The organism is Streptomyces hygroscopicus subsp. hygroscopicus (assembly GCF_001553455.1).
Classification (GTDB): Bacteria; Actinomycetota; Actinomycetes; order Streptomycetales; family Streptomycetaceae; genus Streptomyces; species Streptomyces hygroscopicus.
Map to the genome: position 1 here is coordinate 19,589 of NZ_BBOX01000248.1, position 25,397 is coordinate 44,985.

Genomic DNA, 25,397 nt, shown 5'->3' on the forward strand with positions numbered 1-25,397 from the left:
CTGAAGATCGCTTTTATGATGATCAAATCTGGTGTCTCGAGGTATCTGGTTCTCCCCGTGGCCGCGGCCGTTCTCGCCGGCTGTGGTGGCCAGGGCTCTTCCGGGCCGCACGGCAAGGGCGCCGATCTCCCGCGTGCGGCCTCCACCACCCCGCACGCCGTGTCCGAAACCTCCGGGGCGCCGCCGTCCGGCAGCGGGCGCGAGGACGGCTCACCGCCCTCGGCCCCGTCGGCGACGGACTCGGCGGCGGGGGCGTTCCAGGGTGCGTACCTCCGCTGGGGGCTCGACCGGCCGCTGGCCGCGCCGCCGGCCCCGCCCGCGGTCAAGCCGCCGCTCGCGGCGGTGTGGCCGCCGGTGTCCGGGCTGCCGACGGTCATCCGGCGGGTCGCCACCACCGATCGGGTGGTTTTCCTGACGCTCGACGACGGGATCGAGAAGGATCCGGCCTTCGTGGACCAGGTCCGGGACCTCGGTCTGCCGTTCACACAGTTCCTGGAGGACGAGGTGATCGGCGACCACTACGACTACTTCCGCCGGCTGCGGGAGCTCGGCAACCGGATCGGCAACCACACGCTCACCCACCCCAACCTCGCGGGCAAGGACTTCGAGACCCAGTTCCACGAGATCTGCGGCCAGCAGGAAGTCCTCCACGACCGCCTCGGCCTGGAGCCCAGCCTCTTCCGCCCGCCCTACGGGGAGTACGACAGGACCACGCTGGAGGCGGCGGCGGAGTGCGGACTGCGGAAGGTCGTGCTCTGGCGGGCCGAGATGGAGCCCAAGGGGCTGGTGTACCGCTCGGGAGACGGGCTCCAGCCGGGGGACATCATCCTCGCCCACTTCCGTGGCCCGGAGCTGCTGGACGGCGCGACGATGACCGACATGATCACTTCGATGCTGCGGGAGATCCAGGAGCAGGGGTTCACCGTCGCCCGGTTGGAGGACTACATCTGAGGGCCACCGCGACCCCGGACCGGAACGGCTCGCGGCGCCGGAACCGGGGCCCGCGCCCCTGGACCGGGGCGGCCCGTGGCGCCGGACGTCGGGCGGCCCGTGGTCCTGGACCGGGGCGGCCCGTGACCCCCGGACCGGGGCGGCTCGTGGCGCCGGAACGGGGCAGCCCGTGGCGCTGGACCTCGGGCGGCCCGCGCCCCCGGACCGGGGCAGCCCGCGACCCCGGCCCGGGGCGGCCCGTGACCCCCGGGACGGGGCACGTACCGAACATGCGAACGAGACGGCCGTAAGGCCGCCATGAGGCGGCGGCGAGGTGCCGATCGGGGGCCGCCACCACGTGGCTTGGCACTCTAGTTGACTGAGTGCTAACCGCGTCATAATGTCGAGGCTGGCACTCGGGACCGATGAGTGCCAGGGATACAGCGACGGGCAGGTCCGGCACCCGCGACGACGGATCCACCTGGTCGCCACCTCAGACAGTTGACCCCGTGAGATCTCCGAAGGGGGAGGTCGGATCGTGACGACCACCAGCTCCAAGGTTGCCATCAAGCCGCTCGAGGACCGCATCGTGGTCCAGCCGCTCGACGCCGAGCAGACCACGGCTTCGGGCCTGGTCATTCCGGACACCGCCAAGGAGAAGCCCCAGGAGGGCGTCGTCCTGGCCGTGGGCCCGGGCCGCTTCGAGGACGGCAAGCGCCTTCCGCTCGACGTCTCCGTCGGTGACGTCGTGCTCTACAGCAAGTACGGCGGCACCGAGGTGAAGTACAGCGGCGAGGAGTACCTCGTCCTCTCGGCTCGCGACGTCCTCGCGATCGTCGAGAAGTAATTAATCACCGAAGTTTTGCCTGTGAGCCGTGCCCCGGTGCCCGTGTCATCTGAAACCGGGGTCGGGGCGCGGTTCGTTTGAGAGGACATACGCAACTCATGGCGAAGATCCTGAAGTTCGACGAGGACGCCCGTCGCGCCCTCGAGCGCGGCGTCAACAAGCTTGCGGACACCGTCAAGGTGACGATCGGTCCCCGTGGCCGCAATGTCGTCATCGACAAGAAGTTCGGTGCTCCGACCATCACCAACGACGGTGTCACGATCGCCCGTGAGGTCGAGGTCGAGGACCCGTACGAGAACCTGGGCGCCCAGCTCGTCAAGGAGGTGGCGACCAAGACCAACGACATCGCGGGTGACGGCACCACCACCGCGACCGTGCTGGCCCAGGCGCTGGTCCGCGAGGGTCTGAAGAACGTGGCCGCGGGCGCCTCCCCGGCCGCCCTCAAGAAGGGCATCGACGCGGCCGTCAAGGCCGTCTCGGACGACCTGCTGGCCACCGCCCGCCCGATCGACTCCAAGTCCGACATCGCCGCCGTGGCCGCGCTGTCCGCGCAGGACAAGCAGGTCGGCGAGCTGATCGCCGAGGCGATGGACAAGGTCGGCAAGGACGGCGTCATCACCGTCGAGGAGTCCAACACCTTCGGCCTGGAGCTCGACTTCACCGAGGGCATGGCCTTCGACAAGGGTTACCTCTCGCCGTACATGGTCACCGACCAGGAGCGGATGGAGGCCGTCCTCGAGGACCCGTACATCCTGATCCACCAGGGCAAGATCTCCTCCATCCAGGACCTGCTGCCGCTCCTGGAGAAGGTCATCCAGGCCAACGCCAGCAAGCCGCTGCTGATCATCGCCGAGGACGTGGAGGGCGAGGCCCTGTCCACCCTCGTCGTCAACAAGATCCGCGGCACCTTCAACGCCGTCGCGGTGAAGGCCCCGGGCTTCGGCGACCGCCGTAAGGCCATGCTCGGCGACATCGCCACCCTTACGGGCGGCACCGTCATCGCCGAGGAGGTCGGCCTCAAGCTCGACCAGGTCGGCCTGGACGTGCTGGGCACCGCCCGCCGCGTGACGGTCACCAAGGACGACACCACGATCGTCGACGGTGGCGGCAAGGCGGACGAGGTCACCGGCCGCGTCGCCCAGATCAAGGCCGAGATCGAGGCCACGGACTCCGACTGGGACCGCGAGAAGCTCCAGGAGCGGCTCGCGAAGCTGGCCGGCGGCGTGTGCGTGATCCGCGTGGGCGCGGCCACCGAGGTCGAGCTCAAGGAGAAGAAGCACCGCCTGGAGGACGCCATCTCCGCGACCCGCGCCGCGGTCGAGGAGGGCATCGTCTCCGGTGGTGGCTCCGCGCTGGTCCACGCCGCCAAGGTGCTGGAGAACAGCCTGGACCTGACGGGCGACGAGGCCACCGGTGTCGCGGTGGTCCGCCGCGCCGCGGTCGAGCCGCTGCGCTGGATCGCCGAGAACGCCGGCCTCGAGGGCTACGTCATCACCTCGAAGGTCGCCGAGCTGGACAAGGGCCACGGCTACAACGCCGCGACCGAGGAGTACGGCGACCTGGTGAAGGCCGGCGTCATCGACCCGGTCAAGGTCACCCGCTCCGCGCTGGAGAACGCGGCGTCGATCGCCTCGCTGCTGCTCACCACCGAGACCCTGGTGGTCGAGAAGCCGGCCGAGGAAGAGGCCGAGGCCGCCGGCCACGGCCACGGTCACGCGCACTGACGTCCGGCCCACGCAAGCCGAAGGCGCGGCCGCCCACAGGCGGCCGCGCCTTCGCGTATGCCGGTCCGGGTCCCCGGTCTCGCGTATGCCGGTCCGGGTCCCCGGACCGTTCCTCCCGGAAGGGCTGCGTCCCGGCGCCCCCGGGCGCTATGCCTTCGCCGGGGGACGGCCGACCTTGGCGGAGATGGAGGAGATGGCCGAGCGCGGGGCCAGCTTGGCCAGGCCCGTCATCGCCTTGTAGCGGGGGTCCGGGATGGACAGCGACTTGCCCCGGGCGAAGTCCTTCAGGGCCACCGCGACCAGCCGGTCCGCGTCCAGCCACATCCAGCTCGGCACGTTGTCCGGCTTGATCCCGGCCCGCGCGTGGAACTCGGTACGGACGAACCCCGGGCACAGCGCCATCAGCCGCACCCCCGAGCGCGCCAGGTCCTTCGCCGCGCCCTGGGTGAACTGCACGACCCACGCCTTGCTCGCCCCGTACGTCCCGCGCGGGAAGAAGGCCGCGATCGACGCCACATTGATCACTCCGCCGCGCCCCCGGCTGCGCATGGTCTCGGCCGCCGCGCTGGTCAGCCGCAGCACCGCCTCGCAGTGCAGCTTCAGCATCCGCAGCTCATCGGCGATCGGCACCTCCAGATAGCGGTCGCGATTGCCGAATCCGGCGTTGTTGACGAGCAGGTCGACCGGGTGGGTGCGGTCCCCCAGCCGGGCCTCGACCGCAGCGATCCCGTCCTCCTCGGACAGGTCCGCCACCAGCACGTCCGCCTCCACGCCGTGCCGGTCGTGCAGATCCGTCGCCTGTTCCCGCAGCCGCTTCTCGTCGCGTGCGACGAGCACCAGGTTGTGCCCGTCGGCGGCGAGCCGGCCCGCGAAGGCGGCGCCGATGCCCGCCGTGGTTCCGGTAATCAATGCAGTCGTCATACGCGCACGTTATCGGCCACGGCGGGCCCCGTCGGACCGCCGAGCGGGGCCGCGGAGCGATCTGAGCCGGAATGAACACTTCCGTCTGTCGGACCGGACGCCTCCCCGGGGAAACCGGAAGGTAGCCCGTGCCGGAAAGCGGACGCGGGCTCACCGGGAAGCGGACGCGGGCTCACCGGGAAGCGGACGCGGGCTCACCGGGAAGCGGGCGGCACGCCTCCGTTAAGCGGGCGGAAAGCGGGCGGAAAGCGGGCGGGACGTCGCTGCGAAGCGGGACTGAAGCGGGCGTGAAGCGGTCGTAAAGCGGGCCGGAAGCCGCCGGGGAGCGCCTGGTTCGGCGTCCCGTCAGTGCCCCTCGCCAGCTGACCGGTACTTCAGGGCGGCCTTCCGCGCCTCCGGATGCAGTGCGTCACCCGCCGCCAGCACCCTCGGCAGCAGCTCCCGCTCCAGGGTCTCGGCGCGGAAGAGGAAGGCGACCGTCACCTCGTGGTCGGGCCGGTGCACGATCTCGACGGGGTCGCCGGAGCGGACCTCACCGGGTTCGAGCACCCGCAGGTACGCCCCCGGGACGGCGGCCTGGGTGAACCGCTTCACCCACCCCCGCTCGCCCAGCCAGCCCGCGAACGTGCGGCACGGTATGCGCGGTGAGGTCACCTCCAGCAGCAGCCCGCTCCCCACCCGCCAGCGCTCGCCGATGCGCGCGCCGCTGACGTCGATGCCGCTGGTGGTGAGGTTCTCGCCGAAGACGCCGTTGGACAGCTCGCGGCCCAGCTCCCGCTCCCAGGTGTCGAGGTCCTCCCGGGCGTAGGCGTAGACCGCCTGGTCGTCGCCGCCGTGGTGGCGGGTGTCGCAGACCGTGTCACCGGCCAGGCCGCTCGCGCCCTGGCCCTTCGGCCCCGGGGGCGCGACCCGCACCGGGCCGTCGACCGGGCGCTTGTCGATGCCGGTGCCGGCCGGACAGTCGGTGTGGTCGGTCTTCATCGCCCGGCCCAGATTCACGGTGAGCACGGTGGGCCGGGCGGCTGGATGCGCGGGGGAAGCCGGGGAATACACCATGAACGGCACGGTAGAACAGCACGGTCAAAGCGTCGACGCAATATGCCGGCCGGTGTCCAAGGGTCCCTTATGCTCAAGGCATGATCGAGGCACGCCATCTCAGGGTGCTGCGCGCGGTGGCCGCCACCGGTTCCTTCTCCGCCGCCGCCCGTGAGCTGGGCTGCACCCAGCCCGCCGTCAGTCAGCAGATGAAGGCCCTGGAGGGCGCCGCGGGCACCCCTCTGCTGATCCGTACCGGCCGGGAGACGCGGCTGACCGAGGCGGGCCGGGCGCTGCTGCGGCACGCCACCGGGATCCTCGCCGGGCTGACCGCCGCCGAGGAGGAGGTCGCGGCGATCGCCGGGCTGCGCGCGGGCCGGGTGCGGCTGGTGTCGTTCCCCAGCGGCAGTTCGACCCTGGTGCCCATGGCGCTCGCCGAGATGCGCGCGGACCACCCCGGGACGCGGGTCTCGCTGGTGGAGGCCGAGCCGCCGGGCTCGGTGGAGATGCTGCGGGCGGGCGACTGCGAGATCGCGCTGGCCTTCCGGTATCCGCGGGTGGGTGCGGACGTGGAGGCTTCGGGGAGCGGTGCCGAGTGGGACGACCTGGTCCTGCGTCCGCTGCTCAGCGACCGGCTGGTGGGCGTGGTGCCGGAGGGGCACAGGCTGGCGGGCGCCGGGGCGGTGGGGATCGCCGAACTGGCCGGGGAGCCGTGGATCGCGGGCTGCCCGCGCTGCCGGGGGCATCTGGTGGAGGTGTGCGAGTCCGTGGGCTTCACCCCGCGGATCGACTTCGCGACGGACGACTATCCGGCGGTCATCGGCCTGGTCGGGGCCGGGCTGGGGGTGGCGGTGCTGCCCGAGCTGGCGCTGGAGTCCGTACGGGCCAAGGGCGCCACGACGCTGGAGGTGGAGCCGGCGGTGCGCCGGGAAGTGGTGGCGCTGACCCTGCCCGACCTCGCCCGCGTCCCGGCGGTGGCGGCGACGCTGGACCGGCTGGAGCGGGCCGCCCGCAGGTGACCGGCGCGCGCTCGCGCGCACGGCACCACCGTGAACTCGTGGCGGCCCTCCTCCCGGGTGACCGGCCAGGTGACCGGCGCGCGCTCGCGGGTACGCCCGCCGGCCGTCCGCACGCCCGGCGGGTGAAGGGAAAGGAACGTTTCTTCAATTGGCCGGGGCCAGGATCCGGTCAGGATCCCGAGGCCCCCGTACCGGCGACCGCGCGATGGCGCGCCCGCCCCATGAGCTCCTCGCGCTCGTCCTCGGTGAGTCCGCCCCACACCCCGTACGGCTCGCGCACCGCCAGGGCGTGAGCCGCGCACTGCGCCCGTACCGGACAGCGCATGCACACCTCTTTCGCCGACATCTCGCGGGCGCTGCGAGCGGCGCCGCGCTCCCCCTCCGGGTGGAAGAAGAGCGAGCTGTCGACCCCGCGGCACGCGGCGAGGAGCTGCCAGTCCCACAGGTCGGCATTCGGACCGGGAAGACGGGAGAAATCTGCCATTGCCTTATCTCCTCGAAGCGATCGGCTGCGGACGCTGTGTCCTGGGTCGTACACCTACGGGCTAAGTAGATGTAAATATGACTCATTGCGAATCTAGCCACATAGACCCGCAAATTGGAAGCAAGGTCGCCAAATGCCACCGAAGGGACTGCCTCGGGGGCTGCCCTATGGGGGAGGCGCGGGGGACGCGGCCTGCGTGACGAAGCTGCTCCGTATCCGACCCCTCACGTAGAGTGTCGAAGGCGGCCGCCAAACCCCGTAACTCTTTCGGGTGACCGTCGTTGAGAGTGCGGAGGCGGTTGATGGGTAAAGCTCTCGGACAGATATCCGGGGCTGTCAATCGCACAGGTGACGATATGTACCAGCCTGGAGGCTCAAGGTGACGCGCATCAGCTGCGGAGGACGGCCATGACATCCGTCCTCGTCTGCGACGACTCCCCGCTTGCGCGAGAGGCGCTGCGCCGCGCGGTGGCGACCGTGCCCGGCGTCGAGCGTGTGACGACGGCGGCCAACGGCGAGGAAGTCCTCCGCCGCTGGGGCGCCGACCGCTCGGACCTGATTCTGATGGACGTACGGATGCCCGGTCTCGGCGGGGTCGAGACCGTGCGGCGGCTGCTCTCCGCCGACCCCGGCGCCCGGATCATCATGCTCACGGTCGCCGAGGACCTCGACGGGGTCGCGCTGGCCGTGGCCGCCGGCGCCCGCGGCTATCTGCACAAGGACGCCTCGCGCGCCGAGCTGCGCGCCACGGTGACGCAGGCGCTCGCCGACCCCACTTGGCGGCTGGCCCCGCGCCGGCTGCGCTCGGCGGAGATGGGCGCCGCGCCCACGCTCACCGCGCGGGAGATCCAGGTGCTCGAGGGCATGAGCCACGGCCGGTCCAACGCGGAGATCGGCCGTGAGCTGTTCCTCTCCGAGGACACGGTCAAGACGCACGCACGCCGGCTGTTCAAGAAGCTCGGCGCCTCCGACCGGGCCCATGCGGTGGCCCTCGGGTTCCGCTGGGGTCTGGTCCGCTGACCCGGCCGAGACCGTTCTGACGTGCTGCGCAGCGGGGGCGCGACGGTCCCCGCCCGCCGGGTGGCGGGCGGGGCGAGAGCGTGCGCGGCGGGCGTTGTGGCGGTGGCCTGTGTCAGTTCCCCGCGCTATGCCGCATCCTTGAAGGTGTGGAGTTCCTCGGGGACGAGTCGGTCGGGCGTGAGGGGAGAGCGCAGGACGTGACGAGAGCCGGCGCACCTGCTCATAACGCTTCAGCGCACAACTACGGACGCGGTGGCACGGAGCCCGCGGGCCCAAGGCACCATGGACGGATGCCGCGCGACGAGGAGAGTCCAGGGGCCCCGAAGGGAGCCCCCGGGGGCACCGGGGCGATCGGCGCCCTCGTCGGGCGCGCCGTCCAGGGGGACGAACAGGCCACTCACGACCTGCTGGCCCTGGTCCATCCGCTCGCCCTGCGCTACTGCCGGACGAGGCTGTCCCGACTTCCCGGTGACGCCCGTCATTTTGTGGACGACCTGGCGCAGGAGGTCTGTCTCGCGGTGCTGTGCGCGCTGCCGCGCTACCGCGACACCGGAAAGCCCTTCGAGGCGTTCGTCGTGGCCATCGCCTCCCACAAGGTCGCCGATCTCCAGCGGGCCGCCATGCGCCACCCGGGCTCCACGGCCGTCCCCTCGGACGAGATGCCGGAGCAGCCGGACGATTCGCTGGGGCCCGAGGAGCGGGCGCTGCTCAGCAGCGACGCGGAGTGGGCCAAGAAGCTCCTGGCCAACCTCCCGGAGAACCAGCGCGAGCTGGTGCTGCTGAGGGTCGCGGTCGGGCTGACGGCGGAGGAGACCGGGCAGATGCTCGGGATGTCCCCCGGAGCGGTGCGGGTCGCCCAGCACCGGGCCCTGAGCCGGCTGCGGGCACTCGCCGAGCAGTAGGCCGGGGCGATTGGGGGCCTTGATCGGCGCCCTCGCCCTTCCCTTGTCCGCGGCCCGCCGCGCAGTTGTCCACAGGCGGAATGGGGGCACTCCGGGAGCCCGTTAGCATGGGAGTCCGCGCTGGGCAAGACCATTGGAAGGGTGTCATGACTGACAACGTCTACGGAGTGCCTGAGAAATTCGCCATGCTCGGGTTGACGTACGACGATGTGCTGCTGCTGCCGGGCGCCTCCGAGGTGCTGCCGAACGCGGTCGACACCTCGTCCAGGGTCTCCCGGAACGTCCGGGTGAACGTGCCCCTGCTGTCCGCCGCCATGGACAAGGTCACCGAGTCCCGGATGGCCATCGCCATGGCCCGGCAGGGCGGCGCGGGCGTGCTGCACCGCAATCTGTCCATCGAGGACCAGGTCAACCAGGTCGACCTGGTCAAGCGCTCCGAGTCCGGGATGGTCACCGACCCGATCACGGTCCGGCCGGACGCCACCCTGCACGAGGCGGACGCGCTGTGCGCGAAGTTCCGCATCAGCGGTGTGCCGGTCACGGACGCGGCGGGCAAGCTGCTCGGCATCGTCACCAACCGTGACATGGCCTTCGAGGTGGACCGGGGCCGTCAGGTCCGCGAGGTCATGACCCCGATGCCGCTGGTCACCGGCAAGGTGGGGATCTCCGGTGACGACGCGATGCAGCTGCTGCGCCGCCACAAGATCGAGAAGCTGCCGCTGGTCGATGACGCCGGGGTGCTCAAGGGCCTGATCACGGTCAAGGACTTCGTGAAGGCCGAGCAGTATCCGAACGCGGCGAAGGACGCGGGCGGCCGGCTGGTCGTCGGCGCGGCCGTCGGCGTCGGTGACGAGGCGTACGAGCGGGCGCAGGCGCTGGTCGAGGCCGGGGCCGACTTCCTGGTGGTGGACAGCGCGCACGGCCACAGCCGGGGCATCCTCGACATGATCGCCAAGGTCAAGTCCAATATCGCGGTCGATGTGGTGGGCGGCAATGTCGCCACCCGGGACGGCGCCCAGGCGCTGATCGACGCGGGTGTGGACGGCGTGAAGGTCGGCGTCGGTCCGGGCTCCATCTGCACCACCCGTGTGGTCGCGGGCATCGGCGTACCGCAGGTCACGGCGATCTACGAGGCCGCGCAGGCATGCCACGCGGCCGGGGTGCCGCTGATCGGCGACGGCGGGCTGCAGTACTCGGGCGACATCGCCAAGGCGATCGCGGCCGGTGCGGACACGGTGATGCTGGGCAGTCTGCTGGCCGGCTGCGAGGAGTCGCCGGGCGAGATGGTCTTCATCAACGGCAAGCAGTTCAAGTCCTACCGGGGCATGGGCTCGCTGGGCGCGATGCAGACGCGGGGCCAGGCCCGTTCGTACTCCAAGGACCGCTACTTCCAGGACAACGTGCTCTCCGAGGACAAGCTGGTCCCCGAGGGCATCGAGGGCCAGGTGCCCTACCGCGGCCCGCTGGCCTCGGTCGCACACCAGCTGGTGGGCGGCCTGCGGGCGTCGATGGGCTACGTCGGCTCGGCCAACGTGGCGGAGCTGAAGGAGAAGGGCCGCTTCGTCCGGATCACCGCGGCGGGCCTCAAGGAGAGCCACCCGCACGACATCCAGATGACCACCGAGGCGCCGAACTACTCCGGCCGCTGACCCACGCCGGGTCACCCGGGCGGCCCTGCGCGGGCGCGGGCAGGGATACAGGGATACTGGGACGGCTGTTCGTGAACAGGGAAAGGCACCCACGTGACTGAGATCGAGATCGGGCGCGGCAAGCGCGGCCGCAGGGCGTACGCGTTCGACGACATCGCCGTCGTGCCGAGTCGTCGTACCCGGGACCCGAAGGAGGTCTCGATCGCCTGGCAGATCGATGCCTACCGCTTCGAGCTGCCGTTCCTGGCCGCCCCGATGGACTCGGTGGTCTCGCCGCGGACCGCGATCCGCATCGGTGAGCTCGGCGGCCTCGGGGTGCTCAACCTCGAGGGGCTGTGGACCCGTTACGAGGACCCGGAGCCGCTGCTGGCGGAGATCGCCGAGCTGGACGAGCGCACCGCGACCACCCGGATGCAGGAGATCTACGCCGAGCCGATCAAGGAGGAGCTGATCGGCCAGCGCCTGAAGGAGGTGCGGGACGCCGGCGTGGTGACCGCCGCCGCCCTGTCCCCGCAGCGCACGGCGCAGTTCTCCAAGGCCGTGGTGGACGCGGGGGTCGACATCTTCGTGATCCGCGGGACCACGGTCTCCGCCGAGCACGTCTCCAGCGCCGCCGAGCCGCTCAACCTCAAGCAGTTCATCTACGAGCTGGACGTTCCGGTGATCGTGGGCGGCTGCGCCACCTACACCGCCGCGCTGCACCTGATGCGCACCGGCGCGGCCGGTGTGCTGGTGGGCTTCGGCGGCGGTGCCGCGCACACCACCCGCAATGTGCTGGGCATCCAGGTGCCGATGGCGACGGCGGTCGCCGATGTCGCCGCCGCCCGGCGGGACTACCTGGACGAGTCCGGCGGCCGCTATGTGCATGTGATCGCCGATGGCGGCGTCGGCTGGAGCGGCGATCTGCCGAAGGCCGTCGCCTGCGGCGCGGACGCGGTGATGATGGGCTCCCCGCTGGCGCGGGCCACGGACGCGCCGGGCCGCGGTCACCACTGGGGCATGGAGGCGGTGCACGACGAGGTGCCGCGCGGCAAGCGGATGAACCTGGGCACGGTGGGCACCACCGAGGAGATCCTCCTCGGCCCCTCGCACACCCCCGACGGTTCGATGAACTTCTTCGGTGCGCTGCGCCGCGCCATGGCCACGACCGGCTACTCGGAGCTGAAGGAGTTCCAGCGGGTGGAGGTCACGGTCGCCCCGTCGGCCCGCGACAAGAGCTGAGCGTTCAGTACAAGGGGAAGGCCCCGACCGCATCGCGGTCGGGGCCTTCCCCGTCGGGGCCTTCCCCTGGTGTCGCCGTGCGTGCCGTCCGGGTCAGCGGTTGCCGATCCGGTAGGCGGTGCTGACCGCGGCGACCGGCGCGAGCGCCATGAAGACGTAGGTCAGCGCGTCGGAGTCTTCCTTCCACGACTTCCACAGGTCGCTGAAGTGGTCGAAGAAGATCTCGTTCGAGGAGAGCACCTGGCTGCTGGCGCCGCCACCGATCTTGTCGGCGTAGTTGCTCATCACATCGTGGAGGATCATGGCGTAGCCGTAGAGCTCACCGAGGAATACCGCGGCCAGGGCCAGAACCGCGCCGACCACCCACAGCCCCGGGTTACGGCCGCCGAGCTTGGCGACCACCAGACCGATGAGCGCACCGACGACCACACCGGCGTAGGCGAACTGCGTGACCTCCGGCGGGGTCTTGTCCGTGTCCGCCATCGCGCTCAGCAGGAACGCGTAGAGGAACGCGCCGACGACCGTGGCCACGATGGCGGCGCCGACTGCCAGCAGCGGGTTGCCCGGACGCCCGACCTGCGGAGCGGGCGGCGGGAAGCCGCCGCCGAACTGCGGCTGGGGCGGCTGCGGCTGGCCCTGCGGATAGCCGTAGCCGGGCTGCGGGGAGCCGTACCCTCCGGCCTGCTGGGGCTGGGCGGGTTGCTGCGGATAACCGCCAGGCTGCTGTGGCTGCTGCCAGTTCTGGCTCATGGAATTCCCCCGGGGATGAAGGTGTGGAAACCGCGTTCCGGGGACAGCCGTGCTGATGAGCGGCTGCGGCTGGGAACGCGGAGGTATGTTTCGAGCCATAAAAGTAACAGGCGGGCATGACAATCAGACAAGTCGTGTCTGACGTCCGTGACATGGCTGGGACCGGACGGAGACACGCTGCCCCGGGCATATAGGGACATCGGTGTCTATTCGGCGATCCGCTTCGCCGCCGGATGGCTTTCCGCTCCCGCCACGGTGTGGAAGGTGAGGTCGTCGCGTCCCGGGATGTGGTCGCGCCCGTAGTCCGTCACCTGGCTGAAATGCCTGGTGCAGGGCCGCCGCGGTGCCCGCCGTGAGGCCACGGGCGGGGTGAGGGGCCTGAGTCGCGGAGGGGGTGGACGCGATCATGGTCGCGCGGTGGCAAAGGCGGCAGTGGTGGGCCCGCACGGTGGTGCGAATGGTATCAGTGTCCGGACTGAATCCGGCATAAGCAATAATGTCAACTTATGGCGCAGAACAAGTCGTTCAATGGGCGTGACATGGGTATCGACCTCGGCACCGCCAACACACTGGTGTACGTCCGGGGCAGGGGAATCGTGCTCAACGAGCCGTCGGTTGTGGCGGTCAACACAGTCGACGGCAGTGTGCTGTCGGTGGGCGCGGCGGCCAAGGAGACCATGGGGCGGACACCGACCAACATCGTCGCCGTGCGGCCGCTGCGCGATGGTGTGATCGCCGATTTCGAGATCGCCGAGCGGATGCTGCGGTACTTCATCAAGAAGGTCATGGGCAGCCGTCGGCTCGGCCGCCCCCGCGTCGTCGTCTGTGTGCCCTCCGGGATCACCGGTGTTGAGCGGCGTGCGGTGACGGAGGCCGCCACCCGCGCCGGGGCGCGTCAGGTGCATCTGGTCGAGGAGCCCATCGCGGCGGCGATCGGCGCGGGGCTGCCGGTGAGCGAGCCGACCGGCTGCATGGTCGTCGACATCGGCGGCGGTACGACGGAGGTCGCCGTGGTCTCACTGGGCGGCATCGTCGCCGCCCAGTCGGTGCGGACGGCGGGCGACGCCATGGACGTGGCGATCAGCTCGTACGTGAAGAAGCAGTACGCGCTGGCGATCGGTGAGCGGACCGCCGAGGAGATCAAGGTGTCCATCGGATCCGCCGCGCCCTCCGGGCCGCTGCCCGTACCGCGAGTGTCGGAGTCCGTCCGGCGGCCCGAGCGGAATGTCGAGGTGTTCATCCCGGGGCAGAGCGACGACCCCGAGGATACCCAGGCGCTGCTGCCGCCGGACCGCTGCACCATCCGCGGCCGGGACCAGGCGACCGGGCTGCCCAAGGTGCTCGAACTGACCGCGGACGAGGTGCGGCACGCGCTCACGGAGCCGGTGGACGCCATCGTCGCGGCGGTGCGGTCCACGCTCGACGAGACCCCGCCGGAGCTGGCGGGCGACATCATGGACCGCGGCATCGTGCTGACCGGCGGCGGAGCCCTGCTGCGCGGCCTGGACACACGGCTGGCGCGCGAGCTGGACATCCCGGTGCTGGTGGCCGACGACCCGCTGGACTGCGTGGCCATCGGCACCGGCCGCTGCGTGGAGGACTTCGCCTCGTTGCGCACCGCGATGGACGCGCGGCCCCGCAGGCCGGACGCCGTACGGGTGTGACGCCCCGGGGCGGGCCCGGCGGGGACTCTTCGGGGCGGGGTGCCATGGGTGTCGTGAGCGTGGCTCTTGGGGGCGGGGTGCCGTGCGGGGAGTTCCTCGGACGGGGTGCCGCGTAAGGTTCTTCGGGGCGGTGTCGTGGGCGTGGCTCTCCGGGGCGGGGTGTCGTGGGCGTCGCTTTCCGCGGCGGGGTGCCGTGAGCGCGGTTCCCGGACGGGTGCCGTGAGCGTGCGGCACCGCATGCGGCGTGGTGGGCTGGGCTGGTGACCCCGCGTCGGCTCCGTACGGCGCGGGCGGACGGCAGGCGCGGGCGTCGAGGTGGTGGTCGTGGGGCGCGGCGGGACGTACGGGCGGACGGTCGTCGCGACCGTCACCACGATCCTGGTCGCGATCACTTCCGTACTGTCGGCGCCGGCCGGGCCCGCCGCGACCGCGAGCCCGGCGCACCGCCACGGGTCCGGCGGTGGTGCCGTGGCGCGGGGTCTGGGGCATGGCCACGGGGCCGGTGGTGGTGCCGTGGCGCGGGGTCTGGCGGCCAGCGGCGGGCCCCGGGGCAGCACTGCGGCGCGGAGCCCGGCGCACAGCCATGGGCTCCCCGGCGCCGCCACGGCGCCGGGCTCGGCGCAGCGATATCCGGTGTCCGTCGAACTGGCCTCCCTGAGCCCCGCGGTAATCCGCCAGGGCGGTGAGCTGAGGATCAGCGGGCGGGTCACCAACACCTCCGCACGGCGCGTGGGCCCCGCGCGCATCGGGGTGCGGATCGGCGCCGCCGGTGCGATCGACACCCGCGGCGGACTCGCCGCCGTGACCCATCGCACGTCCCTGACCCGGTCCGACGGCCCCGAGGTGCCCGGCCGCCCGGTCCGCCTCGCCGCGCTGCCGACCGGCGCCGAGCGCGGCTTCCGGCTCACCGTGCCCGTCCCCGACCTCGAACTGGACGGCGCCGGGGCGTACGCGCTCACCGTGAGCGTCATCCGCTCGGACGGCACCGGCACCGGCACCGGCACCGGAACTGGGGCTGGGGCTGGGACCGGCACCGGCACCGGAACTGGGGCCGGGACCGGCACTGGCACCGGCACCGGCGGCGTGCTCGGGCTGACCCGTACGCAGCTGTCCGCGTTTCCCGACGCCACCCGGCTGGAGCCGCTGCGCACCACCGTGCTGTGGCCGGTTGTCGACACCCCCCGGATGGAGGCGCTGACCCTGCGCACCCCGGACAGCGTGCTGCCGGTCTTCCGCGATGACGAGCTGACCGCCGCCTTCGGGCCCGGCGGCCGGCTGCGGCGGCTGGTCGAGATGGGTACGAAGCAGCCGGTCACCTGGGTCCTCGACCCGGATCTGATCGTGCACGCACGGGCCATGGCCGCCGGCTACCGGGTGGCCCGTACGCCCGGTGGGAGCCATCCGCGGGAGGCCACCGAGGGGACGGGCGGCGAGGCGGCGGCGGAGTGGCTCGCCGCGCTCCGCAAGGCGGTCCGGGGCCGGGAGGTGATCGCGCTGCCGTACGCGGACCCGGATCTGGTCTCGCTCGCCCGGGGCGGCGGCGTCCCGCTCGCCGGTCTGCTGCGGAGTGCCTCCCGTGCGGGCAGGAGCGTCGTCGACCGGGCGCTGGGCATCCGGACCCGCGCCGGTGTGGGCTGGCCCGCGGGCGGTGAGCTGGACGACGGGATCGCCCGGTACGCCAAGCTGCTCGGCCTGGGCACGGTGCTCGCCTCCGGCGCCGGGGTGACCTCGTCCGGTCAGCTGGTCAGTGAGGGAGCCACCGACGACGGCGCCGTCGCGCTCGACGGCGGGACGACCGCGCTGCGCTATGACGCGGCGATCGCCTCCCTGCTCCTCGCCGCCCATCCGGCCGAAGGCGCCGCCGGTGCGCCCGCCCGGCTGCTGCTGCGGCAACGGCTGCTCGCCGAGACCCTGACGGCCGCGCGGGAGCTGCCGAACGCCCGCCGTGACCTGGTGGTGGTGCCCCCGCGCCGGATGCCGCTCGGGACCGCCCGGGTGTTGCTCACGGTGGTGGCCGAGGGCCGGAAGGCGGGGTGGCTGGAGCCGGCCCGGTTCGCGGCGGCGCTGCGCAAGCCCACGGCGGGGCGGCTGCGGGGCTCCGACGGCCATCCGCCGGCGCGGCACGCCTCCGAGCTGCCGCCCGCCCGGCTCGCGGCGGTGGACCGGGACCGGCGGCGGCTGCGCGCCCTGACCAAGGTGCTGTCGGACGCGCGGGTCACCGCCGCGTCCGTACGGGCCGCGCTGGCCCGCTCCGTCGCGACCGGCTGGCGCGGTGACCCGGCGGGGGCCGCCTCGTACCAGCGCGGGGTGTCCCGCTATCTGACCGCCTCGATCACGTCGGTGCGGCTGGTGCCGAAGTCCACGGTGGTGGTGGCCGGGGGCTCGGCGACCATTCCGGTCACCGTGGACAACGGTCTTCAGCAGGACCTCACCGGGGTGGAGCTCCGGGTCCTCTCCAGCCGTCCCGAGCGGCTGGACGCCCGGGAACGCGCGGTGCCGGTCCGGGCGTCGCGGGCGGTGAGCCGTACGGTTCGGGTGCGGGTGAAGGCGTACGCCAACGGTCCGGTCCGGCTGACCGCCCAGCTCTACACCACCGCCGACGGAAGGCCCTGGGGCGCCCCGATGACGTTCCGGGCGGATGTGCGGTCGGTGCCCTCGGGGGCGGTGATCTTCGTCCTGGGCGGGACGGCGCTGATCGTACTGACGGCCGCGTTCCGGCTGCGGCGTACGCGGGGCCGGTGACGGGCGACGCGGGCCGGAGCGGGGGCGGCGGGGCCGGTGACGGCGGGGCGGGGCCGGAGCGGGGGCGGTGGGCTCGACCGATGGACTCAGCCGACAGGACTCAACCGGTGGGCTGAACCAAACGGGCCTCAGCCAGTGGGCCTCAGCAAGTACCTCAGCCAGTGCGACTCAGTCAGTGGGCCTCGGCCAATGTGACTCAGTCAGGTGCGACTCAGTCAGTGGGCCTGAGCCAGCAGGACTCAACCGGCGGGTCTCACAGCCGGTGCGCGGCCCCCGCCGGTCCGGCGCCCCGGGTGTCCAGCAGCAGCTGGGCCTTCACCGCCAGTCCCTGCAGGTCGTAGGTGCGGTGGTGCTGGAGCAGCACGGTCAGGTCGGCGTCGGCCGCCGCCTCGTACACCGAGTCCGCGCGCTCCACCTCGCGCCCCAGCACCCGCCAGCACGCGACGTACGGATCGTGGTAGCCGATCCGGGCGCCCAGCTCCATCAGCCGGGAGGCGATCTCCCGCGCGGGCGAGCCCTCCGCGTCGGCGACGTCGGGCTTGTAGCCGACGCCCAGCAGCAGGACCCGGGCGCCGCGCGCCGACTTGCCGTACTCGTTGAGCAGGGCGGTGCAGCGGCGGGTGACATAGCCCGGCATCCGCCCGTTGACCTGCTGCGCGAGCTCCACCATGCGCAGGGGGAGGCCGAGGCCGAGCTGCTGGTCCGCCATGTGGTCGTGGTCGACCGGTACGCCGTGGCCGCCGACGCCGGGGCCGGGCCGGAAGGACTGGAAGCCGAACGGCTTGGTCTCGGCGCAGCGGACCACGTCCCACACATCGACGCCGAGGTCATGGCAGTACACCGCCAGCTCGTTGACCAGGGCGATGTTGACGTGCCGGTAATTGGTCTCCAGGACCTTGACGGTCTCGGCCTCGCGGGTGCCGCGCGCCCGGACGACCTTCTCGGTGAAGCGGCCGTAGAAGGCGGCGGCCGCCTCGGTGCAGGCGGGGGTGAGCCCGCCGATCACCTTGGGGGTGTTGGCGGGGCCGTGGGCGCGGTTCCCGGGGTCGTGGCGGCAGGGGGAGTAGGCGAGGTGGAAGTCGCGCCCGGCCCGCAGCCCGGATCCCTCCTCGAGAAGCGGACGGAGGAATTCCTCGGTGGTGCCTGGGTACACGGTGGATTCCAGCAGAACGGTGGTGTGCGGACGCAGCCGCGCCGCGAGCGTACGGGCCGCCTCGCCGACCGCCGACAGATCCAGTCTGCGGTCGTCCCCGAGCGGGGTCGGGGCGCAGATCACGGCGGTGCGGACGCGGCCGAGCTCGGCGGGGTCGGCGGTGATCCGGAAGCCCTGGGAGGCCATCCGGCGCAGCTCGGCGGCGGACAGCCGGCCCTCGCCCGATCCGGAGGGCAGCCGTCCGGCCCGGAGGTCGTCGGCGGCACCCGGATCGGGGTCGTAGCCGACGGTGCGGACGCCGGCGGCGGTGGCGGCCTGGGCGAGAGGAATACCGAGATGACCGAGTCCGATGACGGCGAGATCTGCGGGCATGACGTCGTGTCGTCCTTCCCGGGACGATGTCGGATGGCGGCGCAAACCCCCCAAAGGAAGACTAAGCGGAAATATGACTCGTATTCAGTATTGACGGAGGGTGTTGACGTGGTGTCGCGCCGGTGCGCACGGCAGCGGCATGGCACGGAGGGGAGAAAGCCAGGAAAATCGGCAGGGCGGCGTGACGTCGATCACAGCGGGAGGCAGCGGTGAAAACACCGGCACTGGGGCCGAACGAGCGCGGCGAGGCGCTGGCCCGGATGGCGGACCGGGAGCTGGACGTGCTGGTCGTGGGCGGCGGAGTGGTCGGCGCGGGCACCGCGCTGGACGCCGCGACGCGGGGCCTGGAAACCGGCCTGGTGGAGGCGCGGGACTGGGCCTCCGGCACCTCGAGCCGGTCCAGCAAGCTGATCCACGGCGGACTGCGCTATCTGGAGATGCTCGATTTCGCACTGGTGCGCGAGGCCCTGAAGGAGCGCGGGCTGCTGCTGGAACGGATCGCGCCGCACCTGGTCAAGCCGGTGCCGTTCCTCTATCCGCTGAAGCACCGGATCTGGGAGCGGTTCTACGCGGGGTCGGGCGTCGCGCTCTACGACGCCATGTCGATCTCCTCCGGGCACGGCCGGGGGCTGCCCGCCCACCGCCATCTGACCCGCGGGCGGGCGCTGCGGGTCGCGCCCTGCCTGAGGAAGGACGCGCTGGTCGGCGCGTTGCAGTACTACGACGCCCAGGTGGACGACGCACGCTACGTCACCACGCTGGTGCGCACGGCGGCTGAGTACGGCGCGCACGTCGCCAACCGCGCGCGGGTGGTCGGTTTCCTGCGGGAGGGCGAGCGCGTGGTCGGCGCCCGGGTGCGGGACCTGGAACAGGGCGGCGAGTTCGAGGTCCGCGCCCGGCAGGTGGTGAACGCCAGCGGGGTGTGGACGGACGATACGCAGGCGCTGATCGGGGAGCGCGGCCAGTTCCACGTCCGGGCCTCCAAGGGCATCCACCTGGTCGTCCCCAAGGACCGCATCCACTCCACGACCGGTCTGATCCTGCGCACCGAGAAGAGCGTGCTGTTCGTCATCCCCTGGGGCAGGCACTGGATCGTCGGCACCACGGACACCGACTGGGACCTGGACAAGGCGCATCCGGCCGCCTCCAGCGCCGATATCGACTATCTGCTGGAACATGTCAACGAGGTCCTCGCGGTGCCGCTGACCCGCGACGACGTGGAGGGCGTCTACGCCGGGCTGCGCCCGCTGCTGGCCGGGGAGTCGGAGGCCACCAGCAAGCTCTCGCGCGAGCACACGGTCGCCCATCCGGTGCCGGGCCTGGTGGTGGTCGCGGGCGGCAAGTACACCACGTACCGGGTGATGGCCAAGGACGCCGTGGACGAGGCGGTGCACGGCCTCGACCGCCGGGTCGGCCCTTGCGTCACCGAGGAGATCCCGCTCGTCGGCGCCGTGGGCTACAAGGCCCTGTGGAACGCGCGGGCGCGGATCGGCCGGCGGGCCGGGCTGCACGTGGCGCGGGTCGAGCACCTGCTGAACCGGTACGGCTCGGCGGCACAGGAGGTCCTGGAACTGATCTCCGGCGACTCGTCGCTGGGGGAGCCGCTCGCCGGGGCGGACGACTACCTGCGCGCCGAGGTGGTCTACGGCGCCTCGCACGAGGGGGCCCGTCATCTGGACGACGTCCTCACCCGCCGCACCCGCATCTCGATCGAGACCTTCGACCGCGGTACGCGCTGCGCCCGCGAGGCCGCCGGGCTGATGGCGGCCGTCCTGGGCTGGGGCGAGGACCAGATCGACCGGGAGGTCCAGCACTACGAGAAGCGGGTGGAGGCGGAGCGCGAGTCCCAGCGGCAGCTGGACGACCTGACGGCGGACGCGGCCCGGCTGGGCGCGCCGGACATCGTCCCGCTGTAGGAGGCCCGTGCCCGGGAGCGCCCGTGGGTGCCGGGGGGGGCGTCCGGTGGTGCCCTATGGACGCCATGGCCTCTATGGAGGCTATGGCATCCATGGCCGCCATGGATGCCGTGAGACCTCTCGGAGCCCCGCGGGGTCCCATGACCGTGAGGCCCCTTGGGGCTCTGCGGGGCCCCGTGATCGTGAGGTCCTTCAAGACCCCACGGGATCCCATGTGGCCCCGTGACGTCCCATGACGTCCCATGGGGTCCCGTGACGTCCCATGGGGTCCCATGGAGTCCGCGAGGTCCCATGAGGCCCCACGGGCCTCATGAGTCCTTACGGTCGAGCGCAGAACTCGGCCTCGAGGAGCGTCGTTTCGTCGGCCGGAACGGAACCGGCCGTGCTGTTGAGCCGGTAGACGAGGGTGTGGCGGCCGTCGGAGGTGGCCACGGCCAGCACGTAGGAGCCGTTGATCTCGCCGTTGTGACCCCACAGCGTCACCCCGCACGGCAGCCGCACCGGGAACAGCCCCATGCCGTAGTGGCCGCCGGAGGCGGAGGTGTCCCGCATCCGCCGCAGCTCGGCCCGGGGCGCGGCCTCGCCGCGCAGCAGCCCGGAGACGAGGCGGGCCAGATCGTCGAGGGTGGAGATCAGCTCCCCCGCGGCCCCCGCCGAGGAGGGGTTGAGCTCGGTGACGTCGCGTCGGGCGCCGCCGGACCGCGTCCCACCGTCCCGCGTGTACCCGCGGCCGTGCGGGGCCGGGAGGGCGGTGCGGGCGCCCGGGAAGGAGGTTCCGCGCAGCCCCAGGGGGGCCAGTACCTCGCGCCGGGCCTCGGCGGCGTAGGAGCGGCCGGTGGCCCGTTCGATCACCATGCCCAGCAGGACGTAGTTGGTGTTGGAGTAGTGCCAGGCGGCCCCGGGCGCGGAGTGCGGGCGGTGGGCGAGGGCGGTGCGCACCAGGGACGCGGGGGTGTGGGTGCGGTCGGCCGCTTCGGCCAGCTGACGCGCCAGTACCGGGTCGGCGGTGTAGTCGAACAGCCCGCTGGTGTGGTTCAGAAGCTGACGAAGAGTGATGTTTCGGCCATTGTTGCCCTGTCCGCGCACCAGCCCCGGAAGGTGTTCCTCCACCGTGTCGTCGAGGCCGAGCCGCCCCTGGGCGGCCAGCCGCAGGGTCACCGCCGCGATGACGGTCTTGGTCAGGCTGCCCGCCCGGAAATGGTCGTCGCGGTGGACGCGGCGCCCGGTGCGGATGTCGGCGACCCCCGAGGCGATGAACCGCGTGTCCCCGTCCATCCGGCGGACGAGCACCGCGGCCCCCGGCGCGTCGGCCCGCTCCGCCAACCGGCGTAAGGCGGCGCGCACGGCGGTGTTCCGGCGGCTCTCGGCGCCCGTTCCGGCGTCCGCGTGCGCACTCGCCCGCGCGTCCGCGCCCCGTCCCGTTTCCGCCGTCGCACCGCAGCCGCAGAACGCGAGACCGAGGGCGGCGGTGAGCGCCAGAACGGTCGGCATCCGGGTCCGCCTGTGCCATCGTAAGGCGGAGATGGGCATGACACGGACCTCCGTTTCCTGCGTACCGCCAGATGGTCGCAGGTACCGCGGTGGCCGCCACGCCGCGCCCCGGACCCGGGGCGGTTCCGGGTCCGTGGATGAGAGACAATGGACGCTCTCCCAGGGTGGGTTCAGGGCGGGCAGATTCGCAGAGGGGTCGCATGTCGGAGGCTGAGAAGACGCAGGGCTCGACTGGGCGCCTCCTCGCCGGGCGATACCGGCTCGGGGAGATTCTCGGTCAGGGTGGCATGGGCACGGTCTGGCGTGCGAAGGACCAGACTCTCGGCCGTACGGTCGCGGTCAAGGAGCTGCGCTTCCCGTCCAGCGTGGAGGAGGACGAGAAGAGACGGCTCATCACCCGTACGCTGCGCGAGGCGAAGGCGATCGCCCGGATCCGCAGCAACGGTGCCGTCACCGTCTACGACGTGGTCGACGAGGACGACCGCCCGTGGATCGTCATGGAGCTCATCGAGGGCCGCTCGCTCGCCGACGTCGTCCGCGACGACGGCCCGCTGACCCCCAAGCGCGCCGCCGAGGTCGGGCTCGCCGTCCTCGACGTGCTGCGCGCCGCCCACCAGGCGGGCATCCTGCACCGCGATGTGAAGCCCTCCAACGTGCTGATCTCGGACGACGGCCGGGTCGTCCTCACCGACTTCGGCATCGCGCAGGTCGAGGGCGACCCGTCGGTGACCTCCACCGGCATGCTCGTCGGCGCGCCCTCGTACATCTCCCCGGAGCGGGCCCGCGGCCACAAGCCCGGCCCGCCGTCCGACCTGTGGTCGCTGGGCGGCCTGCTGTACGCGGCCGTGGAGGGCGTACCGCCGTACGACAAGAGCACGGCCATAGCGACACTGACCGCCGTGATGACCGAGCCGGTGGAGCCGCCGAAGAACGCGGGCCCGCTGGAGGAGGTCATCTACGGTCTGCTGGCCAAGGACCCGGAGCGGCGGCTCGACGACGCGGGGGCGCGGGCGCTGCTCGAACACGCGCTGAGCGCCCCCGAGGAGGCCAAGGCCCCCGCCGACGCGACCCGCACGATGAGCCTGCCGCTCGCGCCCTCGCCGGAGGACGAGACCGCCGCCAAGGCCAAGGAGGCGGCCGTCTCCGAGCGCAGGCGCGGTGCGCTGAGGTCCGTGCGCAACGCCGCGGCGGCCGCGAAGAAGACGGAGACCGGGAGCGCGGCGGAGGGCGTGGACAAGCCTCCGGCGGCGGTGTCCGGGGCGGCGCGGAAGGCCGGGCCGGCCGCCGCGACCCCCGAGGCGGCGCCCGCCCCGCAGCCGCCCGTGCCGCCGCGTGCGCCGATCACCGATGTGATCCCCAGGCGCACGCTGATCATCATCGTGGTGGTCGTGGTGCTCGCCATCGTGGGCACCGTGCTCGCCGTCGTGCTGAGCAGCGGCGGGGACGGCGACGACAACGCCAAGGGCGCCTCCGGGGGCGACACGTCCGCCTCCGCCGGGGCCTCGGGCAGTTCCCGGGAGGGCCAGGGCACCGACACGTCGGGCCAGTCGGCGGGCGAGTCGCCGAAGGCGGGGAGCTCCGGCCGGCAGACGAGCGCGAGCACCTCCGACGGTGCGGACGACGCCTCGGACAAGGGCAAGGACAAGGGCAAGGGCGAGGGCGGCGGCGGTAAGGGCGGTCTGCCGGACGGCTACAAGACCGTCAAGAGCTCCGACTTCCCCTTCAGCATGGCCATGCCGGAGGGCTGGTCGGTCCACCCCGGGAGCTATTCCGGCAGCCGTAAGTACTACGGCGGGTCCCGTATTCCGCGTATTCAGGTCGACTTCACCGACTCGCCGAGGTCGGACGCCGTGGCGGACTGGAAGAAGGGCCAGGAGAACGCCCGGCGGACCATGTCCGGCTACAAGGGACTGGGCATCACGTCGGTCGACTGGAAGGGCTACCCGACCGTCGCGGACTGGCGGTTCGAGCGCGATCAGGACGGCAAGCGGGTGCGGGCGGTCAACCGCGGTTTCAAGGCGGACGACAGCCACGGCTTCGCCATCCTGATCACCTGCGAGGCGGACAAGTGGGACGAGAAGGAGTGCACCACGCTCCGGCAGACCGCCTTCAGGACCTTCAAGATTACGGACTGAACACTCCTGTCGGCTCCTGTCGGCGAAGCGTCGTTCGGGCACGTATCGTGAGAGGCCCTAGACTGTGCGCAGCCGCAGGAACCCGCCAAAACGACCACATTTGACGGTTTGGCGCTGCGCTGATCGCTGATAAGGGCGGCGTTGATCGCGCGCTTGGGGAGGCGTCGTGGAGGAGTACGCGGGCCGGGTGCTGGCCGACCGCTATCGCCTGCCCCTGCCGCCCGCCGACGAGTACGAATTCGTCGAGACCCGCGCCTTCGACACCTACAGCGGGCAGGAAGTCCATCTGCGGCAGATACCGCTGCCGGAGGTGGTCGAGGCCGAGGTCGTCGACGAGGACGCGCGGTGGGGCGGCGGTGGCCGCCCGGCGGGACGGAACGGCACGTTCGCCGGAGCCGGGCGTACGGCCCGGGGCGGCGGCGGTGATCCGGCCGTCCAGCGCGCCATCGTGGCGGCGACGGCCGCCGCGCAGATCCCCGACCACCCTCGGCTCGGCCAGGTCTTCCACGTCTTCGCGGAGGCCGGAAGCCTGTGGATCGTCAGCGAACTGGTCGCCGGCCGTCCGCTCGCCGCGCTGCTCGCGGAGGGCACACTGTCCCCGCACCGTGCCGCCGAGGTCGCCAACGACATCCTCACGGCGCTGGGCGCCCTGCACGCCCATGGGTGGGTCCACCGCAACATCACCACCCGCACGGTGCTGTTGTGCGACGACGGCCGCGCGATGCTCACGGGGCTGGCGGCGGGCGCGGCGGAGGAGGCGCTGTGCGGCTACGACCCCGTTCCGGCGCCCTCGGCCGCCGCCCCGGCCGTCGACGAGCCCGTCCCGGACGCCGGGGAACTCCCGGCGGCTGACGACCCGGCCTCCGCGCCGCATGGCCCGGCGGATTCCGGCGATCAACCGGAGCCGGCCCACGGCCCGACGGGGGCCGCCATCCCGGGGGCCCGTGCGGGCGAGGGCGGCGAGGCGCTGCCGCACACCGGCCCGCGCTACCGCGACCAGGGCGCCGCGGGGGGTTTCCGGCCGCCGGGCGCTCCTTACGGTGGCCACGAACCGGGGGCCGGTGGCCACGAACCGGGGGCCGGTGCCCGGCCCGACGCCGAGGGCCGGGCCCACCGCGACCAGGGCACGTTGCGGGGCCTGCCGGAGCCGCGGGCGCCTTACGGCGACCACGGCGCGGCGGAGGCGAGTTCGGAGCCCGGCGCCGGCGGTCCGGGCCACCAGGAGCAGACGGAGTCCGGGGCGGGCGCCCGCGGGCATGCGGCCCCGTACCGCGGCCAAGAGGCGGCCCCGTACCGCGGCCAAGAGGCCGTCGGCGGGCTGCCCGGACCGCGACGGGCGGGGCTGCCGGGGCTGCCCGGGGACCGGGAGGGCGAGCGCGGCGGCGCCGGTGCCGATGTCCCGGCCGCGGCCTCGCGGGCGGC

19 protein-coding genes are annotated in these 25,397 nt (G+C 72.4%); 13 read left to right on the forward strand and 6 right to left on the reverse strand.

The genetic code is table 11. From position 1 onward, the window contains the following. Positions 1–57 precede the first annotated feature (57 nt). The 3 genes from AXW62_RS24290 to groL all read left to right on the forward strand — a co-directional run bounded on the left by AXW62_RS24290 (position 58) and on the right by groL (position 3,501). Complete coding sequence (locus tag AXW62_RS24290; RefSeq protein WP_242437938.1) at positions 58–951, forward strand: polysaccharide deacetylase family protein; 894 nt, start codon at positions 58–60, stop codon at positions 949–951. 517 nt (positions 952–1,468) lie between these two features. Then, on the forward strand, positions 1,469–1,777 hold the full coding sequence (gene groES / locus AXW62_RS24295) for a co-chaperone GroES (protein ID WP_014054228.1): 309 nt from the start codon (positions 1,469–1,471) through the stop codon (positions 1,775–1,777). Positions 1,778–1,875: 98 nt separating this feature from the next. Beyond that, a complete protein-coding gene (groL, locus tag AXW62_RS24300; protein WP_060946375.1) occupies positions 1,876–3,501 on the forward strand; it encodes a chaperonin GroEL in 1,626 nt (541 codons plus the stop codon). A gap of 147 nt (positions 3,502–3,648) precedes the next feature. Here the strand turns inward: groL and AXW62_RS24305 are convergent, their stop codons facing one another. Beyond that, positions 3,649–4,422 carry an SDR family NAD(P)-dependent oxidoreductase gene (locus AXW62_RS24305; protein WP_030837408.1) on the reverse strand — a complete coding sequence of 258 codons (774 nt, stop codon included), beginning with the start codon at positions 4,420–4,422 and terminating at the stop codon, positions 3,649–3,651. A gap of 345 nt (positions 4,423–4,767) precedes the next feature. Further along, positions 4,768–5,478: an MOSC domain-containing protein gene (locus AXW62_RS24310; protein ID WP_060946376.1), complete on the reverse strand. Its 711-nt coding sequence runs from the start codon at positions 5,476–5,478 to the stop codon at positions 4,768–4,770. An 80-nt stretch (positions 5,479–5,558) separates the two neighbouring features. On the opposite strand from AXW62_RS24310, the gene AXW62_RS24315 reads away from it, so the two are divergent. Continuing rightward, complete coding sequence (locus AXW62_RS24315) at positions 5,559–6,476, forward strand: LysR family transcriptional regulator (protein ID WP_060946377.1); 918 nt, start codon at positions 5,559–5,561, stop codon at positions 6,474–6,476. A gap of 169 nt (positions 6,477–6,645) precedes the next feature. Here the strand turns inward: AXW62_RS24315 and AXW62_RS24320 are convergent, their stop codons facing one another. Next, positions 6,646–6,960: a WhiB family transcriptional regulator gene (locus AXW62_RS24320; RefSeq protein WP_030837415.1), complete on the reverse strand. Its 315-nt coding sequence runs from the start codon at positions 6,958–6,960 to the stop codon at positions 6,646–6,648. Between the two features lie 408 nt (positions 6,961–7,368). Between AXW62_RS24320 and AXW62_RS24325 the strand changes: the two genes are divergently transcribed. From AXW62_RS24325 to AXW62_RS24340, 4 genes are all read left to right on the forward strand, one after another. After that, positions 7,369–7,980, forward strand: coding sequence for a response regulator transcription factor (locus tag AXW62_RS24325; protein ID WP_003948568.1), 612 nt, complete (start codon positions 7,369–7,371; stop codon positions 7,978–7,980). Between the two features lie 290 nt (positions 7,981–8,270). Beyond that, a complete protein-coding gene (locus tag AXW62_RS24330) occupies positions 8,271–8,882 on the forward strand; it encodes a sigma-70 family RNA polymerase sigma factor (protein WP_030837418.1) in 612 nt (203 codons plus the stop codon). A 146-nt stretch (positions 8,883–9,028) separates the two neighbouring features. Then, entirely contained in the window at positions 9,029–10,531 is a 1,503-nt protein-coding gene (gene guaB / locus AXW62_RS24335) for an IMP dehydrogenase (RefSeq protein ID WP_030837420.1), read from the forward strand. 93 nt (positions 10,532–10,624) lie between these two features. Continuing rightward, complete coding sequence (locus AXW62_RS24340) at positions 10,625–11,752, forward strand: GuaB3 family IMP dehydrogenase-related protein (RefSeq protein WP_030837426.1); 1,128 nt, start codon at positions 10,625–10,627, stop codon at positions 11,750–11,752. 93 nt (positions 11,753–11,845) lie between these two features. On the opposite strand, the gene AXW62_RS24345 is transcribed toward AXW62_RS24340, so the two are convergent. Further along, positions 11,846–12,502, reverse strand: a complete 657-nt coding sequence (locus tag AXW62_RS24345; RefSeq protein WP_060946378.1) for a hypothetical protein — start codon at positions 12,500–12,502, stop codon at positions 11,846–11,848. A 506-nt stretch (positions 12,503–13,008) separates the two neighbouring features. On the opposite strand from AXW62_RS24345, the gene AXW62_RS24350 reads away from it, so the two are divergent. Both AXW62_RS24350 and AXW62_RS44090 read left to right on the forward strand, forming a co-directional pair. Continuing rightward, the gene (locus AXW62_RS24350) at positions 13,009–14,166 is read left to right on the forward strand and encodes a rod shape-determining protein (protein ID WP_060946379.1); all 1,158 of its coding nucleotides are present in this window, start codon (positions 13,009–13,011) and stop codon (positions 14,164–14,166) included. 324 nt (positions 14,167–14,490) lie between these two features. Further along, the gene (locus AXW62_RS44090; RefSeq protein WP_060946380.1) at positions 14,491–16,908 is read left to right on the forward strand and encodes a DUF6049 family protein; all 2,418 of its coding nucleotides are present in this window, start codon (positions 14,491–14,493) and stop codon (positions 16,906–16,908) included. A 253-nt stretch (positions 16,909–17,161) separates the two neighbouring features. Here the strand turns inward: AXW62_RS44090 and AXW62_RS24360 are convergent, their stop codons facing one another. Beyond that, a complete protein-coding gene (locus tag AXW62_RS24360; RefSeq protein WP_060946381.1) occupies positions 17,162–18,433 on the reverse strand; it encodes a nucleotide sugar dehydrogenase in 1,272 nt (423 codons plus the stop codon). Positions 18,434–18,642: 209 nt separating this feature from the next. On the opposite strand from AXW62_RS24360, the gene AXW62_RS24365 reads away from it, so the two are divergent. Further along, positions 18,643–20,349 carry a glycerol-3-phosphate dehydrogenase/oxidase gene (locus tag AXW62_RS24365; protein ID WP_060946382.1) on the forward strand — a complete coding sequence of 569 codons (1,707 nt, stop codon included), beginning with the start codon at positions 18,643–18,645 and terminating at the stop codon, positions 20,347–20,349. Between the two features lie 318 nt (positions 20,350–20,667). Here AXW62_RS24365 and AXW62_RS24370 read toward each other — a convergent pair whose 3' ends face one another. Further along, positions 20,668–21,840 (reverse strand): serine hydrolase domain-containing protein, encoded by a 1,173-nt coding sequence (locus AXW62_RS24370; protein ID WP_252368706.1) that lies wholly within the window; start codon positions 21,838–21,840, stop codon positions 20,668–20,670. A 200-nt stretch (positions 21,841–22,040) separates the two neighbouring features. Between AXW62_RS24370 and AXW62_RS24375 the strand changes: the two genes are divergently transcribed. Both AXW62_RS24375 and AXW62_RS46035 read left to right on the forward strand, forming a co-directional pair. Further along, positions 22,041–23,975 (forward strand): serine/threonine-protein kinase, encoded by a 1,935-nt coding sequence (locus AXW62_RS24375; RefSeq protein WP_060946384.1) that lies wholly within the window; start codon positions 22,041–22,043, stop codon positions 23,973–23,975. Between the two features lie 166 nt (positions 23,976–24,141). Further along, positions 24,142–25,397, forward strand: a 1,256-nt coding sequence (locus tag AXW62_RS46035) for a protein kinase domain-containing protein (protein ID WP_252368707.1), incomplete at its 3' end; no start/stop codon positions are given.